The following is a 14,048-nucleotide window of genomic DNA, read 5'->3' as shown; positions in this document are numbered from 1 at the left end:
CCCGGAGTCGCTCCCGCTGGCACCCCATTAGCGGTGGCGCTGGCACGTCTAAACGCATTCCGGCTAGCAGGGGCACTGACGGCCAGTCCCACCAAGTTCTCCGGCTTTCCACACGAGATCACCAGGGCACCGTTGGTCGGCGAACACATCGCCTGACCCGGAAGTGCTCTGTGCAACAATCAATCCCGGAACCAGTCAGGCACCCGTTTGTGAGATTGCAGCTAGCTGGTATGTCTGAGGTGGGGCCTGCCGGTAGGCAGGACGCCCGGCAGCGCTGACGACACCGACGCCGCGGACCGCAATCGTATGAGTATGACTACAGCGCAGGTCCCCCCGATCGCGCGGCGAGCGCTCACGCTGCTCGATCCAGCGATGGCTCGCTCGATGGTGGGCCTCGCCAACGTCCCGACCATCGCCGCCATGGGTCCGTTCGAGGATCGCTTGGACGCCCAACGATTGGCGACTGCGTTCATCGCCGTGCGGCAGTGCTGCACAGCGCAGCTCGTCCTCGTTGGAACCGGCCCCCAACGCACGACTGTCACACGTAGGATCTTTGTGCAGGGCCTCGGGAACAGCGTGCGCTCGGTGCGCGACTGTAGCGACCACCAACGGACAAATCTCATCGCCGCCGCAGATGTCGTCGTTCTCGGCAGCTCATCGGGGAGCACCACGCTGCTGGACGTACTGGCCGCAGGCCGGCCGGTGGTCGCCCCGGCTGACGCGGAAACCGTGCCGCTGGTCGTACCCGCCATCGCCGGAATCGTCTACCGGCCGGGCGATGTCGTCGGGTTGGAGAGCGCGCTGCTGCGCCTCCTGACCACACCGGTGCTGCGCCGCGGAATGGGCGTGCGCGCAAGGCACGTTGCGCGTCGGCATCACATGGAGAGCATGAGGTCGGCGGCGAGTTCCGGCCAGCAGGAACCAAGGACGGGCGGCAGCAGGGACGACACCCGTGCGATGGCGGCCGATCGTGGAGGTAGTCCAGTCAAGGACTACCCACCAAGAGGAGAAGGTCCACCGTGCGAATCAAAATGAGTTCGGCAACATCACTTCTGGCGGCTGGAGCGATCGCGGTCGCCCTCGCTGCGGCACCGTCGGCCGCAGCGGAGTCCGGCGTGCCGCAGTCAGCTTGCAGCAGTGGCTCGCCAGGCACCGAGTGCGTGTCACCGGGCAACACTCAGATCAATGACTCACTGTCACCCGATTTCACGCCGCAGTATCCCGACTTCGCCCTGTTCGGCTTTGGCGGCCACTTCGGCCGCGGACACCGTTAACAGTCAACGACTTCAGCAGCAGTACCCTTCCAGCGCCGATCTGCTTCATGCCATCATCGATGACTTGGAAAAGGCAGCCTGGATGCTCAAATCGGAGAACCGCAAGATCTGATAGCTAGCAAGGGATCTCGACGAGTAATGACGTCCCGCTCCCTGGATGACTGCGGATGGTCATCTGGCCGCCGATGGCCTCGACGCGGTCTGTGAGGCCGGTGAGTCCCGACCCCTTGCCAGTGTCGGCCCCGCCCACACCGTCGTCTTGAATCGAGAGGTGCAGGCTGACAGGGCCGGTGTCCACGCCGACCTTCACGACCGACGCCTGGGCGTGCTTGGCCGCGTTCGTGAGTGCCTCAGCCACGACGTAGTACGCGGTCACCTCTGCGGATTCGGGCAATCGCCGCTTAACCGTGAGATCGAGTTCGACAGGGACCGCGGAGCGACGCGCGAGGGTCTTGAGCGCAGGGCCCAGTCCTCCCTTGGACAGGATGGCCGGGTGGATCCCACGGGAGAGGTCCTGCAGATCCTTCGAGACCCCGGCCACAATCGTCACGAGGTGAGCGATCTGCTCCCTGAGCGACTGCAGTTCGGGCGGCACACAGGCCTCCGCGGTACGCAGCTCGAGCCCCAGTGAGACCAGTCGCTGCTGAGCGCCGTCGTGCAGATCCCGCTCGATCCGGCGGCGCGCGTCATCGGCGGCGGCGACGATCCGAACCCGAGATGCGGCGAGCTCGGTGTTGGTCTGCGCATTCGCGATGGCCGTCGCGACGAGATCCGCAAAGTCCCCGACGCGCCCCTCGGTATCGGGGGGCAGTGGCTCTGACCGCGGCGAACCGACGACAGCCACGCCCCAGAGTCGACCGTCGACGACGATCGGCGCTCCCACCCCGCCCCGGAGCCCCAGCTCACGAATCTTCGCCGCGGCCGGGCCGGCAGCACCGTCATGGTTGTCCATCCGGGCCGGACGTCCGGTGCGCCGCACCCTTGCTGCGACGTTGTCGCCCTCGAGAGGGAACTGCTCGCCAACCGGCATCGGCGTCGCACCGGGTGTGTCCCAGGCCGCGAGCAACGTCGCGGCGCCGTGAGGCTCGTAGCGCCACACCGCCGCATTGGGCACGTCGTGGGCTTCGGCCAACTCCAGTGCCACCGCCGAGAACACCTCAGTCGGGGACACTCCGCGGGCCACCAGTGTCGCGATGCGCCGCAGGGCGGCCTGTTGCTCGGCGAGCGCACTCAGTTCATCGGCGAGCTCGCTGAGTTTGGCGTGACTCGCCTCGACCTGCCTACGGCGTTGGACGGCCTCGGCGGCACGCGACCGGGCCAGCGACGCAAGGCCTGCCGCTGCCGCCGCGACCACGAGGAAGACGGTGATGGCAACCCAGTTCTGCTCCCAGATCGCCGTGACGGTCCGGCCCGTCGTCATGTGGTGGAAGTGCACGTAGATGAGGGCACTGGCCAGAGCCATCGCCATCGCCAGGGCGAAACCCCACAGTATCGCGATGAACAGGACGCCCAGCAGGAAGACCACACCGAAGATGTTTCCGGGGCCAACACGTTCGAGCTGGCTCACCAGAGCGCACTCTGCTGCGATCAGCAACGCCGCGACAACGACGCCGAGCAGCAGGGGCGGGGACGTCGGACGTAGTGGCCGGGAGAGCGGCTGTGGCGCTGATGCCGACTCATCCTCAGACCCTGAGGCGCCCATCCAAGGGGACCCCGGAATCCAACCGGGCATTCGTAGCCGCCTCTGCGTCATCGCGCAAACTCACACATCGATCGTGCGGACTCTCCCCAGTGCCTGTTCAAACGATACGCCGCGCAGCAACCGCGACGGCAGTGAACCGAATACGCACTGCTGTGCCATATTTTGCTGCTCCAATCCGCCGCGAGGAGCGGGCGCATGGCTTCCGCTCTGGGCCATGACTCCCAGAATCGCGCCACCGCCATCAGGTGTCATCAATGCTGACGCCCACCACTCACCTGCAGCTAGCTGCAATGCGGGCCTACCTGCCAGCTGCAATGACCACGGGACTCGGGTTGATCACCGACGGCGCTGCTCACAACAGTCCGAGCAGCTCCAGGTCGGTGATGTACTTGATGATCACGGGCGCGGTCACGTGTGGGATGTCCTTGTCCGGCCCAATCTTCGCGTCCTGGACGGCCGCGCGGAACCTGTCGGTGGGCGCCATCGCGCCGCAGATAGGCGTTGCGGGCTTCTGATAGCTGTGCAGCAGCGGCAGCAGCGAGGCGTGACGTTGCCTGTCCGGCAGCGCCCGCAAAGTGGTCTCGAATCGCTGCAACCACTCGCCGTAGTCGGCGATGCGCTGGATCGGGTAGCCGGCATCGATCAACCAGTCGACGTACTCGTCCAGTCCGATGCCGTCGTCGTACGGGTTCATCACGTGGTACGTGTCATATCCGTCCATCCCCCGCACACCGAGGGTGGAGATCGCGTCGGCGATGAAGCCCACGGGCAACCCGTCGAAATGCGCACGCTGGCGGCCACCGTTCGCGTCACGCTCGTAGAATGAGCCGGGCGCGACTCCGGTGGCGACCAGGCTCAGCATCAACCGGGTGAACATGTCGGGCACATTGAGCTGGCCCACGTACTGGGTGTCGGCCAGGATCATGTCACAGCGGAAGACCGAGACCGGTAGGCCGCACAGGTCGTGGGTCTCGCGCAGCAGGACCTCACCGGCCCACTTGCTGTTGCCGTATCCGTTGGCGTAACCGTCGTCGAGGCTGCGGTTCGGGCTGCTCACCCGGATGTCGTCAGTCTCAGTGAACTTCGACGGTTCGATCTGGTCGCCGACGCCGATGGTCGAGACATAGGTGATCGGCTTCTGCTTCGTCGTCAACGCGATGCGGATCAGCTCGGCGGTGCCCATGACATTGGGGCCGAACAGCTGGTCGTACGGGAGCACATGGTTGACAAGCGCGGCGGGGTCGACGATCAGATCGACGGTGTCCGCCAGGCGCTGCCACGTCGGTTGGTCGAGGCCGAGGTTCTCCTCCCCCTTGTCGCCAGCGATCACCACCAGGTGGCGCTCCGCCAATTCCCGGTAGTGGCGCAGCAATTCGGGATCCCCGCTGTCGAACGTGGTATCCAGGCGCGCGCGAGCAGACTCATTGTCCTTGGCCCTCACCAGGCAGATGACCGTGCCGCCGACGAGGTCCATCCGCTCCAGCCAGTCCAGCGCCAGGTAACGGCCGAGGAATCCGGTTGCGCCGGTGAGCAGCACGGTACGCACTTCGGCGGTGGACGGGGGCAGGGCCGGAGCGCCGGCCAGCGTCGTCGCGTCGATGAACTTGTCCAGCGTGAGATCGCGCGCGTGCACCTCGGTGGCACCCTGGCCGTGCACCGTGGCGAACGTCGGGCGTGTGGCGGCGGACGCCCGCTCTGTCTCGATGTAGTCGGCAATCGACTGCAGGTCGCTGGCCGGGCTGAGGATCACGCCCACCGGAACGTCGAGATCGAAGATCTCGCGCAACAGGTTGCCGAATGTCAACGCCGACAAGGAATCTCCACCCAGGTCGGCGAACCGCGCGTCGGGTGCCAGGTCGCCTGCCCCGGCGCCCAGCAGCACGCCGGCAGCTCTGCTGATCGTCTCGAGCACCGGCCGGTCTGCTCCGCCCTGGCGCAGGAGGCGCAGCTCGTTGGCCTGACTCTCGGCCAGTTCGAGATAGCGCTCCTCCAGCCTATCGCTGTAGTGCGCCTTCAGGTTTGGCCGGGCCAGCTTGCGGATGCCGGTCAACAGCCCATTCTCGAGGGTGAACGGCTCTGTCTCAATGATGAAGTCGCGCGGGATCTCGTAGGACTGCAGGCCGACGTCTCGCGCGATGTCCTGCAGCGACTCGCTGATCGTCGCCTTGAGAGCCTCGATGTCGCCGTCGCTTCGGGTCAACGCGTCCTCGGTGGGCACGACGACGGCGAGCAGATAGGCGCGTGCGCTATTGCCGTAGACGTAGATCTGGCGGACCAGCGGGCTGTCGCCGAACACGGCCTCGAGCCTCGACACGGTGACGAACTCGCCCTGCGAGAGTTTGAGCACGTTGTTTCGTCGGTCCAGGTAGACAAGCCGGTCGGGCGCGATCTCGACCACGACGTCGCCGGTTCGGTAGTAGCCGTCGGGATCGAACACGTCGGCCGTGACCTCGGGTCGCTTGTAGTAGCCCGGGAACAGGTCCTGTGTCTTGACCAGGAGCTCACCACGCGGGTGCGGCTGGTCGGTGTGGAAGTAGCCCAGATCGGGGACGTCGACCAGCTTGTAGTCGATCACCGACGGGCGACGCACCTCATTGTCGATGTAGACGATCCCGGCCTCCGTCGAGCCGTAGCCCTCGACGAGATGAAGGTCTAGCAGGGCTTCGACGAATTCCTTGTTCTCGGCTGAGATCGGTGCGGAGCCCGTCATCGCCGAGACGAAGCGCCCGCCGAGCAGGTTCTGCGCCAGGTCCTCCATCACATCGGCCTCCAGTGCGGCGCGGTCGGCGCCGTCCAGGGAACGGCGGTCGACCTCGCTCTGGAACTGGGTGAACAGCATCTCCCAGATGCGCGGCACGAAGTTCAGCTCGGTGGGCCGTACCAGCGCCAGATCCTCGAAAAGCGTCGAGAGGTCGCTCCTGGCGGTGAAATACGCGGTTCCGCCGTGTCCGAGCGTTCCGTAGAGGATGCCCCGGCCCATCACGTGGCTCATCGGCATGAAGCTCAGCGTGATCGACGGCTCGACGCTCGACTCGGCCCAGGTCCACCGTGACCTGCGCCAAAAGTTCGTGACGAGTCGCTCCGTGTACATCGCACCCTTCGGCGCGCCGGTGCTCCCCGAGGTGTAGATCAGCAGCCTCAGCGGGTCGTCATCGTCGTCGGCAATGAAATCCGCTGGGGCCGGCTGTGACTCGCCGCGCGAGAGAACCGCGGCCAGAGTCTCCACCACCACGGGACTGCCCGCGTTCGCCAGCCGAGCCCGTGCGGCATCGAACGCCTCACGCTGCTCGTCGACCTCCTGGTGATAGTCGAACACCACCAGCCGCGCCGGGGCGAAACCCGTCAGCACCAACTCGACGGCGTCGCCGAGATCACTGACACTGGATGCGAATACGGCGGGTTCGGTCTCGGTCACGATGGGCCGCAGTTGAGTGACCGGCGCGCTGGTCTGCAGCGGAACGGATACTGCGCCCAACTGACCCAACGCCATGTCGATCGTCGCATAATCCACGCTGGTGAAGCCCAGTACACAGACGCGATCGCCAGGCTGCACAAGTGTCCCCGGGCCGTCGGCCAGGCCGCTCGCGACGGCGCGCACGCGCTGCCACAACTCGCCGTATGTGACGGTGTCGAACCAGGACAGCAGTTCGAGGGAGGTGCGACCGGTCTCGGGGTCCGTGACGAGGCGCACGGCGCGTTCGCCGACGGCGGGGCGCTCGGCATAGGCACCCATCACGGTGCTCGCGATGCGCGCAAGCCGCAGTCCGGGTTGTTCGATCGCCGCGGTCAGCGCCGCGATGGGCTGGGCATCGGCGAACTGGGTGTCGTTGACATACAAGTCGGCGACTCGGCGCGTGAGTCGCACCTCGCGGGGATCTGTTGACATAGGATCACTGTTCCTTCTCGGGGCCGCAATTAGTCTGTGTACCAACAACTCCAAGGTAGGCCGGGTGGGACGGCCCGGACGGACGGTCGTGACGCGCCGCACGCGCATGGTGCGCATTTGCAGCTGCCGGGCATGCGAAGTTTCCCGCTGGCGGTAATGCTCGGGTGGCGGCCAGCACCGAGGCCAACTCTCCAGCGACGCGGGTCGCCTGCCGCGAGATACCCGTCCGGCAATCCCCGGTACTACGGCTGGAAGGCCCGCGCCAGCGGGGGTAGCTGACGCGGGCGGGCCTGGTTGTCGCGAATGCGCTGGGAACCTCTACCGATACCAGCCCCATGGCCACCACTGACCGTGCCAGCCGCGGTCGCCATGCCAACCGCCGCCCCAGCCCCGGTCCCCGTGCCAGCCACCACCGTGGAAGCCGCCACCGTGACCGGCGGGAACGAATTGGGCGGCCGACGCCGTCATTTCGGCGGTACTCGCAGCCGGCCGAAGCGCAGCCGGGTCAGCCATTGCCGCTGGTGCGGCGGCGATGGCCAGCGCCGTGACGCCCGCCGCCACCGCCGCTGTCATGTGCTTCAGTCCGATTCGCATGGTGACACTCCCTTTCAATGCCCCCGTCCTTACCTTGTCCAGGGTGGCCGTCGAGTGACACCGCGTCGTCACTGCTGACACCCATCTGCGAACCCCTCCAGGCTGGAATGGGGAAGTACCGCCAGCCGCCATGTTTGGTCACCGCTCCCGCCTACTGGCGCGGGACCGGTCCACTCGAGCGCCAGCGATCCCGCGACGTCACGGCTGGGTGCGCCGTCCGTGGACGTTGTCCAGGTGGACGTGACACGCGTAGCGGCTCGGTGTGTGCATGCGGCGAAACCCATTGCGACGAGCCATTTGCCGTCCTGAGTCGATGATGCTCCTGGTCGATCCCGTCAGACAGGCGACCAAGATATCCGATGAGCGCGGCAACGTCACCGTCGTCCCAGCGAGCCAGGACTGCCTCAAGACCGGTGATGTTCGCTGCCCTCTGATTCTCGAAGATCGTGCGCCCCCGCTGGGTGAGCGAGAAGCGCGGCGGCGCAGCGTGGTCGGCAGTCGGCACCCGGCTGACGATCCCGTCGCGAATGAGCGTGACGAGACGTTCCTCGACCGCCTGGGTGGGGCTGTCGAGCGCGCTTGCCAGCTCTGTCAAAGTCAGTGGGTAGGCACCGCCCAGGAACACAGCAGTCACGTAGTCACCTTGATCGAGACGGTAGGGCACCGAGGGAATCTGTAGGCGCACCGCCGCCTGCCGTCCGAGAGTTGTCATCACGTTCTCGAGATGCTGAGCGCGGCGGCGTGCCGGGGCCGGAGCCACCGCCTGTTCAGCGCCAGCCGGCACGGGAGTCGAGGTGGGAATGAGTAGTGCGATCACGGCTGCGAGTGCCGCGGAGCCGCCCGCGATCAGTAGCGCGGTGCGAAATCCGGTGAGCGACGGGATCGTGTGACCAGCGACCAGGACTCCCGTCTGCACCAGGACCGCGCTCATGACGGCGCTTGAGGTTGAGGTTCCCAATGACCGTGCCAGGGAGTTGATTCCGTTCGCAGCGGCGGTTTCGGACACGGGGACGGCGGCGTTGATCAAGGTCGGCAGCGCGGCAAACGCGAAGCCCACGCCAATGCTCCCGATGACGCTGAAGGTCAGCACTCCGACCGGGCTGCCAAGCATCTGGGTGCCGGCCAGATACCCGACGGCGATGATGACGGAGCCGAGGACAAGCGTGAATCGCGGCCCGCGTGCGGCGATGACCCTGCCGGCGACGGGTGACGCGGCCATCATGGCGAGGCCGCCGGGTGCCATCCACAAACCGGCCGCCACCATGGTCTGACCCAGTCCGTACCCGGTGGTGCTGGGCATTTGGAGAAGCTGGGGCCCGATCAGGGATGTGGCGAACATCCCGAAACCGACCGCGATCGACGCCAGGTTCGTCAGCAGCACCGGCTTCTTGAGCGTGGTCCGGATATCGACCAGAGGCGCTGGCGCCCGGTTCTGCCACCACCCGAACACGATGAACACGCCGATCGACGCGGCCAGCAGTCCGAGTGTGCCGGGGCTGGTCCATCCCCAACTCGCGCCCTTGGAGATGGGCAGCAGCAGCATCACGAGGCCGGCCGCGAGGCCGATCGCGCCGAGGAAGTCGAAACGCCCCGCGCCCTCCGAGGGGAGGATATCGGGTACCAACGTCGCGAAGAGCAGACCGGATCCAAGGCCGAGGGCCGCGGCGCACCAGAACAGCGCATGCCAGTTGAGGTTCTCGGCGATGATCGCCGACAGCGGGAGGCCCAAGGCGCCACCGACGCCCAGCGATGCACTCACCATCGCCATCGCACCCCCTACCCGCTCCGCGGGGAGTGAGGCACGGAGCACGCTGATGCCAAGCGGAATGACAGGTGCACCGAAGCCCTGCAGAGCGCGGCCAATGATCAGCGGGACCAGCGACGTGGTCAGTGCGGCGACGAGGGAACCCGCGGTGAGCAGGACCGCGCATGCGATGAGGACGCGTTTCGCGCCGAACATGTCGCCGAGGCGGCCGAACACCGGTGTCGCGATGGCGCCCGTCAACAGCGTGGCTGTGACCACCCACGACGCATTCGCTGAACTGGTGTTGAGCAGATCCGGGAGCTGTGGGATGAGCGGGATGACCAACGTCTGCATCAGGGAGACGGATATACCCGCCCCAGCGAGCGCCGCGATCAACAATCCGCCGCCCCGGGGCGGCGCTGCGCGCTCCACCAATTGATTAGCCATGCGAAGTACATTAGAATGATTAGATGAGCTATGCAAATGGGCGGATCAGCTCGTTCGACGTCATCGCACCGAAAGCCATTCGGCCGTCAGACAAGTGACCTTCGCCTCTGATGCATCGCCGCCTCATCTCATACCGTCATGAGTAGGCGAAGGCGATACGAGGTCGAGATGCGAGCAGAACACTTGCTGTCACCCGCGGTGGTCGTCGGTATCGACGGTTCACCAAACGCGTTGACCGCAGCGCTATGGGCAGTGGACGAAGCCGTCGAGCGGGATATCCCGCTACGCCTGGTCTACGCGATCGAACCCGGCGACACCGCCATGAATCCGCGGGACGAGGCGCACGCCCTCGCCAACGCGGACGTCGCCCTCCGGCGAGTCGTCGCCGCCATCGAATCGACTGGCAAGCCCGCCAAGATCGAACTCGAGATCCTGCAGGGCCCCCCGGCAGACATTCTGCGGGAGTTCGGCCGCTCTGCGGTGATGCTGTGCATCGGGGTCCTCGGAAGCAGGCGCGCGACCCTGGGCGGCGTCGGATCCACCGCCGCCACCCTGACCAACTCGGCCACCTGTCCGGTAGCGGTCATTCGCAGCCACGACCCGTCAGAGACCAACCGCGGCGCGATCCTGGTGGAGGTCGATCACTCACCCGATGCTGACCTCGTGCTCGAACATGGTGTGCGCGAGGCCCTGCTGCGCCATGCGCCGCTCGTCGTCGCCGCCACCCGTCACAACCATCTCAGCGACTTCTACGACGACGACCGCCTCGGAGAACAGAATCGCCGAGTCGAGGCCGAGCTGAGTAAACGCCTCGAGCGCTGGACGCGAAGGTACCCCGAACTCGACGCGCGACCCGTGGCGGTCCGCGGCGACCTACTCGGCCACCTGGCCAGGCACGCCCAGTCGATCCAACTGGTCGTCGTCGGACGTCGACGACCACACGGAGTCTCCGAGATGGTCGGACCGCCCATCCACTGCGCTCTGCACGACAGCGTCTGCTCGGTACTCGTCTGCAACGCACACCATCCGCTGTGACACCCGCTTCTGTGCCCGGGCCAATCCCCTATCGTTACCTCAGACCGAGGAAGCGTCCTCATGTCTCGTCACGGCCAACCGAGGAGGTCAGGCGATGGTGACGGTATTCCTCGTCGACGACCACGAGGTCGTCCGTCGCGGACTGATCGACCTGCTCAGCGCGGACCCGGAACTGGACGTCATCGGTGAGGCGGGCTCAGTGGCACATGCCATCGCCCAGATCCCCGCCCTGCGGCCCGACGTGGCGGTCCTCGACGTGCGTCTTCCCGACGGCAATGGCATCGAGCTCTGCCGGGATCTGCTGTCCCGACTGCCTGACCTGCGCTGCCTGATGCTGACGTCGTACACCTCCGATGAGGCAATGCTCGACGCCATCCTGGCCGGTGCCAGCGGATACGTCGTCAAGGACATCAAGGGTATGGAACTCGCCCAGGCGATCAAGGACGTCGGCGCGGGCAGATCGCTGCTCGACAATCGCGCCGCGGCCGCGCTGATGGCCAAGCTCCGCGGCGCCGCGGAACGGTCCGACCCCCTGTCCGCACTCACCGACCAGGAGCGCGTGCTGCTGGGTCTGCTCGGTGAGGGGTTGACCAACAAACAGATCGCCGACCGCATGTTCCTGGCCGAGAAGACGGTGAAGAACTACGTGTCGCGGCTGCTCGCCAAACTCGGGATGCAGCGGCGCACGCAGGCCGCGGTCTTCGCGACCAAACTCGATCGGGCACGCCAGAGCGAATCGTGAGCTCGGACGCCAACAGGTGCGTCGCCGCCCCGGATGGGTGGGACAATGACCCGATGACCGAAGGTGCCGCGCCGGGAGCGGACAGCGGCCCTCGCCCATTGCGGGACATCGAGGCTCGAGATCGTCTCGACGGCCTCGTCGAGGCGATGCTGACCGTGACCGCCGGCCTGGACCTGGACACCACGCTGCGCACGATTGTGCACACCGCGATCGAGCTCATTGACGCCCGCTACGGGGCACTCGGGGTCCGCGGTCACGGTCACGAGCTGGTCGAGTTCATCTACGAGGGGATCGACGAGGCCACACGCCAGAAGATCGGCCACCTACCCCAGGGGCGCGGTGTACTCGGTCTGCTCATCGACGAGCCCATCCCGATCCGGCTCGACAACATCACCGATCACCCGGCATCCGTGGGCTTTCCACCCAACCATCCGCCGATGCGCAGCTTCCTCGGCGTTCCGGTACGCATCCGCGACGAGGTCTACGGCAACCTCTACCTCACGGAGAAGTCCTCCGGAAAGCCCTTCAACGACGACGACGAGGTACTCGCTCAGGCACTCGCCGCGGCCGCTGGTATCGCCATCGACAACGCCAGGCTGTATGAGCAGGCCCAGATCCGGCAGTCATGGATGAAGGCCACCCGCGATATCGCCACCGACCTGCTGTCAGGAACCGATCCCGCCCGGGTCTTTCGCCTCATCGCCGACGAAGCACACAAACTGACGGGCGCCGACGTGGCCCTCGTGGCTGTTCCGGCCGACGGTGACAGCCCGATGAGCGAGGTGAGCGAACTCATCGTCGTGGAAACAGCTGGTGCTCCAGATATCTCGCGCGGGTGCGTATCAATCCCATTGGCGGGTACCACCGTTGGTGACGTCATCCGAGACCGAACTCCCTTCGGAGGCCAGCACTCCGAGATGCTCGGCGACGCCCTGGAGGACGCCGGGCCGGTGCTCGTGGTTCCGCTGCGGGCCACCGACACCGTCGCCGGTGTGGTGATCGCAGCACGGCGAACCGGCTCGCCACCGTTCGCCGACGAACAGCTTGACGCGCTGGCGTCCTTCGCCGCTCAGGCGGCCCTGGCCTGGCAGCTCGCCACCACCCAGCGGCACATGCGCGAACTGGACATCCTGACCGACCGTGACCGGATCGCGCGAGATCTGCACGACCACGTCATCCAGCGACTGTTCGCCATCGGGCTGGGTATGCAGGGCACTATCGCTCGCATCGAATCGCCCGAGATTGCGCAGCGGTTGTCTGAGTCCGTGGACGACCTGCAGGGCGTCATACAGGAGATTCGCACTGCCATCTTCGACCTCCACGGCGGTTCCGCGGGGCCGACCCGGCTGCGCCAACGGCTCGACGAGGCCGCCGCGCAGTTCGCCGGGGCCGGCGTGCGGACCAAGTCACAGTTCAGCGGTCCGCTCTCGGTCATCGAAGCCCCCCTCGCCGATCACGCCGAGGCGGTGGTGCGCGAAGCCGTCAGCAACGCGGTACGCCACGGCCGCGCAACAGAAGTCACAGTCCTGGTCCGAGTCGATGACAACCTCAGCGTCGAGGTATCCGATAACGGCAGCGGCATCCCCGCCGATATCAGCCCCAGCGGATTGGACAACCTGCGCCGCCGGGCCGAGGAGAGCGGCGGCACGTTCACCGTCGCACCCGGTGCAGGTGGCGGAACGGTGCTGAACTGGTCGGCGCCGTTGCCGTGAACCGGTGCGGCTATCGCGCGACGATGACCGGAATATCCACGCTCTGAACGACGCTCGAACTCACCGAGCCGAGCATCATCCCGGCGAATCCGCCTCGACCATGACTCCCGACGACGACGAGTTGCGCATGCTCGGATTGGGCAAGCAGCTCCGCCGAGGGCCGGTCGACCACCGCCACAGGCCTCACCTCGACATCGGGATGTTGCGTGCGCCAGGGTGATAGCACCTCCTCGAGGGTCTTCATGCCTTCCGAGTCGATGTCGGGCTGGTCGACTCCACCCAGCCACGAGACCGGTTGATCGCTCCACGCGTGCACGGCCACCAGCGGAACGCCCCGCAACTGGGCCTCTTCAAATGCCACGGCAGCTGCCCTCGCCGACGGCGCAGAGCCATCCACGCCAACGACGACGGGTGCATTGTGCGCAACGTCGCGCTGCGGGCGTGCGCGCACGACGGCGACCGGACAGTGTGCGTGCCGAATCACACCTTCGCTCACCGGCCCCAGCAGATTGGTGCCGAACCTGGCGTGCCCCCGAAAGCCGACCACGATCATGTCGGCGTGCGTCGACTGCTCGACTAGAACGGCGACCGGGTGCCCGGTGTGCACATGCCGTTCAACCGGCGGGGTGTTCGCGCCGCCGGCGTCGGCGATGAGTACTGCAGCCGAGTCCAGAATCTCCTGCGCCTCATTCTCCAACTGTTGTGTCACCGCCGCGTACGGCTTCGACGACTTCGGCAACAGCCGGGCCAGGCCCGTCGAATTCACATGCACTAGCGAAATCGCCACTTTGCGCAGGGCGGCCTCTGCGGCACCCCACTGGACCGCGGCATCCGACGCAGCGGAGCCGTCCACCGCGATGACCACTCGACCTGACGTCGCTTCACTTGTCATGCTGCCACGCTACTTCTCCT

General features: G+C 66.4%; 10 protein-coding genes. 5 read left to right on the top strand and 5 right to left on the bottom strand.

Annotated features, from left to right (window positions below):
• Positions 1 to 312: 312 nt before the first annotated feature.
• Positions 313 to 1,035 (top strand): glycosyltransferase, encoded by a 723-nt coding sequence (locus tag ABIA65_RS24480; RefSeq protein ID WP_354525160.1) that lies wholly within the window; start codon positions 313 to 315, stop codon positions 1,033 to 1,035.
• On the top strand, positions 1,032 to 1,274 hold the full coding sequence (locus ABIA65_RS24475; protein WP_354525159.1) for a hypothetical protein: 243 nt from the start codon (positions 1,032 to 1,034) through the stop codon (positions 1,272 to 1,274). The genes ABIA65_RS24480 and ABIA65_RS24475 overlap by 4 nt, the downstream gene beginning before the upstream one ends.
• 115 nt (positions 1,275 to 1,389) lie before the next feature.
• Here the strand turns inward: ABIA65_RS24475 and ABIA65_RS24465 are convergent, their stop codons facing one another.
• The 4 genes from ABIA65_RS24465 to ABIA65_RS24450 all read right to left on the bottom strand — a co-directional run bounded on the left by ABIA65_RS24465 (position 1,390) and on the right by ABIA65_RS24450 (position 9,647).
• Positions 1,390 to 2,976: a GAF domain-containing sensor histidine kinase gene (locus ABIA65_RS24465; protein WP_354525158.1), complete on the bottom strand. Its 1,587-nt coding sequence runs from the start codon at positions 2,974 to 2,976 to the stop codon at positions 1,390 to 1,392.
• Between the two features lie 352 nt (positions 2,977 to 3,328).
• A complete protein-coding gene (gene car, locus ABIA65_RS24460; RefSeq protein ID WP_354525157.1) occupies positions 3,329 to 6,862 on the bottom strand; it encodes a carboxylic acid reductase in 3,534 nt (1,177 codons plus the stop codon).
• Positions 6,863 to 7,180: 318 nt separating this feature from the next.
• Complete coding sequence (locus ABIA65_RS24455) at positions 7,181 to 7,456, bottom strand: hypothetical protein (protein ID WP_354525156.1); 276 nt, start codon at positions 7,454 to 7,456, stop codon at positions 7,181 to 7,183.
• 151 nt (positions 7,457 to 7,607) lie between these two features.
• Positions 7,608 to 9,647, bottom strand: coding sequence for an MFS transporter (locus ABIA65_RS24450; protein WP_354525155.1), 2,040 nt, complete (start codon positions 9,645 to 9,647; stop codon positions 7,608 to 7,610).
• A gap of 138 nt (positions 9,648 to 9,785) precedes the next feature.
• Here ABIA65_RS24450 and ABIA65_RS24445 point away from each other — a divergent pair, with 138 nt between their 5' ends.
• The 3 genes from ABIA65_RS24445 to ABIA65_RS24435 all read left to right on the top strand — a co-directional run bounded on the left by ABIA65_RS24445 (position 9,786) and on the right by ABIA65_RS24435 (position 13,136).
• The gene (locus ABIA65_RS24445; RefSeq protein ID WP_241399433.1) at positions 9,786 to 10,682 is read left to right on the top strand and encodes a universal stress protein; all 897 of its coding nucleotides are present in this window, start codon (positions 9,786 to 9,788) and stop codon (positions 10,680 to 10,682) included.
• 94 nt (positions 10,683 to 10,776) lie between these two features.
• Entirely contained in the window at positions 10,777 to 11,424 is a 648-nt protein-coding gene (gene dosR, locus ABIA65_RS24440) for a hypoxia response regulator transcription factor DosR/DevR (protein ID WP_241399434.1), read from the top strand.
• A gap of 53 nt (positions 11,425 to 11,477) precedes the next feature.
• A complete protein-coding gene (locus tag ABIA65_RS24435; protein WP_354525154.1) occupies positions 11,478 to 13,136 on the top strand; it encodes a GAF domain-containing sensor histidine kinase in 1,659 nt (552 codons plus the stop codon).
• A gap of 10 nt (positions 13,137 to 13,146) precedes the next feature.
• On the opposite strand, the gene ABIA65_RS24430 is transcribed toward ABIA65_RS24435, so the two are convergent.
• A complete protein-coding gene (locus ABIA65_RS24430; protein ID WP_354525153.1) occupies positions 13,147 to 14,028 on the bottom strand; it encodes a universal stress protein in 882 nt (293 codons plus the stop codon).
• Positions 14,029 to 14,048: the final 20 nt, after the last annotated feature.

This window comes from Mycolicibacterium sp. 624 (genome assembly GCF_040548615.1).
GTDB lineage: Bacteria > Actinomycetota > Actinomycetes > Mycobacteriales > Mycobacteriaceae > Mycobacterium.
Note: the sequence above shows the minus strand (reverse complement) of the source record. Positions and strands in the feature narration are given on the sequence as shown.

Excerpts from the sequence above, each read along its gene's own strand:
- ABIA65_RS24465 (WP_354525158.1), bottom strand. The coding sequence starts at position 2,976 with ATGGGCGCCTCAGGGTCTGAGGATGAGTCGGCATCAGCGCCACAGCCG.
- ABIA65_RS24455 (WP_354525156.1), bottom strand. The coding sequence starts at position 7,456 with ATGCGAATCGGACTGAAGCACATGACAGCGGCGGTGGCGGCGGGCGTC.
- ABIA65_RS24480 (WP_354525160.1), top strand. The coding sequence starts at position 313 with ATGACTACAGCGCAGGTCCCCCCGATCGCGCGGCGAGCGCTCACGCTG.
- ABIA65_RS24450 (WP_354525155.1), bottom strand. The coding sequence starts at position 9,647 with ATGGCTAATCAATTGGTGGAGCGCGCAGCGCCGCCCCGGGGCGGCGGA.
- ABIA65_RS24435 (WP_354525154.1), top strand. The coding sequence starts at position 11,478 with ATGACCGAAGGTGCCGCGCCGGGAGCGGACAGCGGCCCTCGCCCATTG.
- ABIA65_RS24445 (WP_241399433.1), top strand. The coding sequence starts at position 9,786 with ATGAGTAGGCGAAGGCGATACGAGGTCGAGATGCGAGCAGAACACTTG.
- ABIA65_RS24475 (WP_354525159.1), top strand. The coding sequence starts at position 1,032 with ATGAGTTCGGCAACATCACTTCTGGCGGCTGGAGCGATCGCGGTCGCC.
- dosR (WP_241399434.1), top strand. The coding sequence starts at position 10,777 with ATGGTGACGGTATTCCTCGTCGACGACCACGAGGTCGTCCGTCGCGGA.
- car (WP_354525157.1), bottom strand. The coding sequence starts at position 6,862 with ATGTCAACAGATCCCCGCGAGGTGCGACTCACGCGCCGAGTCGCCGAC.
- ABIA65_RS24430 (WP_354525153.1), bottom strand. The coding sequence starts at position 14,028 with ATGACAAGTGAAGCGACGTCAGGTCGAGTGGTCATCGCGGTGGACGGC.